The sequence below is a fragment of the Paenibacillus sp. PAMC 26794 genome, from assembly GCF_000316035.1.
GTDB lineage: Bacteria > Bacillota > Bacilli > Paenibacillales > Paenibacillaceae > Paenibacillus.
The window spans coordinates 1-1,810 of sequence record NZ_ANHX01000010.1 but is presented as its reverse complement, the minus strand read 5'-3'; the positions used below and the strand labels follow the sequence as shown (position 1 = coordinate 1,810).

At 52.3% G+C, this 1,810-nt stretch carries 1 protein-coding gene; it reads right to left on the bottom strand.

The genetic code is table 11. From position 1 onward, the window contains the following. Positions 1-1,666 (bottom strand): dynamin family protein (locus D829_RS0105150; RefSeq protein WP_026081008.1); only part of this gene is annotated, 1,666 nt, incomplete at its 3' end. Positions 1,667-1,810 lie beyond the last annotated feature (144 nt).

Below are 1,810 nucleotides of genomic sequence, written 5' to 3'. Positions count from 1 at the left end.
GCCCCGGGGGCACGGGCGGGCCCCTCCCCCCCGGCAATAGCCCGGAGGGGAGGGGGCCCGCATGGGGCAGCAGGCTGCGCAGCCCTGCTGCCTCTGCGGCGGCGCTGCGCTGGAGCGCCGTGTAGCGCGCCGCCGCCGCGGATTGCGCCAGCAGCGCTGCGCGGCTGGCGTCCAGCGCCTGGAGCGCGGCTTCGCCTCGCGCTGCCAGCGCTTCCAGCATGCGGTCGGCCAGCATCATGGCCGACCTGCGATAGCGGGCCTCAATCTCGCCCCGCACATCTTTACTGAATTGAATCACATACTCTGGAGATACCTCTGCACTGGCACTGCGTTTCATATCCAATAGTGCTTCATCTACAGCAGGCAGCTCTGTATTAAGTGCCTGCTCCCACTCCGCTCCCCATAGCTGATGGGATTCACCCAGCTGTCTAAGCATCGTACGAATATGTACCTCAACTTGTCCGGAAGCCTGATCCTGTAACAGTCTTACCAGTTCAGAAGCACGCCGTTGTTTCTCCTGCTCGGTTTTGCCACCTGAGAACAATAAACCTACTCTGAAACCTGGTTTGCGGCTCTCCAAATAGGCGGCAGCAGACGCACGAATATCCGCAGGAGTAAGATTTGCATTTGCCAGAAGAGGCTCCAGCTCTGCCCGGAATTTCTCGCGCACTCGCGAAGGTCCGGTACGAATCTCTGCTTCTTGTTGATCAAGAAGCTCCAGCTCTCGTTCCAAACGTTCAATTCCTTCCTTGCCACCGATCTCATCTAGCAGGGAATTCTCTTCATCCTCGCGTTTCTCCGCTTCTCTCGTCAGGTGTTGCTCCGTTACATGACTAGCCGAACTTGCCAAACTGTGCGTAATTAACGCTTCCTTCTCTTGCATCATGTGTCCAATGAGTTCCGGAAGCACATCCCACTGGTTGTAGCGATGCTGCTTGTCGCGTAGGGAAGTAAACAGCAGTCCGTCATATCTGACTTCCCAGGCCGCAAATATAGCTTCGACACCTTCGGTATATTCGTCAAAAGAGAGCTCACGCTCCCGATGCTTGTCGATCTGGTTCACGATCAAAAACAACGGTTTGCCCCAATCCGACAGACTCTTGGCAAATGTAAGGTTTGTCTCTGACTGGACATGGTTATAGTCCATGACATAGAACACCACATCCGCCAGATGAAGCGCGGAATGGGTCGCGAGACTGTGCCCCCGATCTGTTGAATCCACACCTGGTGTATCCAGCAGGACAGCATCATCTTTCAGCAGAGGAATATCATCCCATACCTCAATCGAGCTGTAAGCTCCACCATTTTTGCAATACGCCTCCAATTCCTCTGGAGAAACTTCAAGTGTTCCTGTTCCATTGTCAGCGCTTACGTTTGGAGTAGTATAAATAAGCGCTCTCGGCTTACCATTACGTATGGATACCACATTTGCACTTGTTGGCACGGGACTTGAAGGCAGCACCCGTTTACCGCATAAACTGTTGATGAGACTCGATTTGCCTGCAGAGAAATGACCACAGAACGCAATCGTCAGATGTTTCATTTCCGCCTTGCTGATTAAATCCGTTATAGCCTGTACAGCCGTATGGTCCCCTGTCTGCTCCATCGCTTCACGCAGCGGAAGCAGAGGTTTGGCCATTTCTTTTGGGTAATCTGTTCTGGACATGACTGGCCTTCCCCCTGGCTCCTCTAATTTGACATCCGTTTCGACGTCTATCTCTTTTACAACATTTATTTTAACATTATCAAGTTTGAATTTGAACGGTTGGAATTGAATATACATACATGAACATATAAATTCTATAATCTA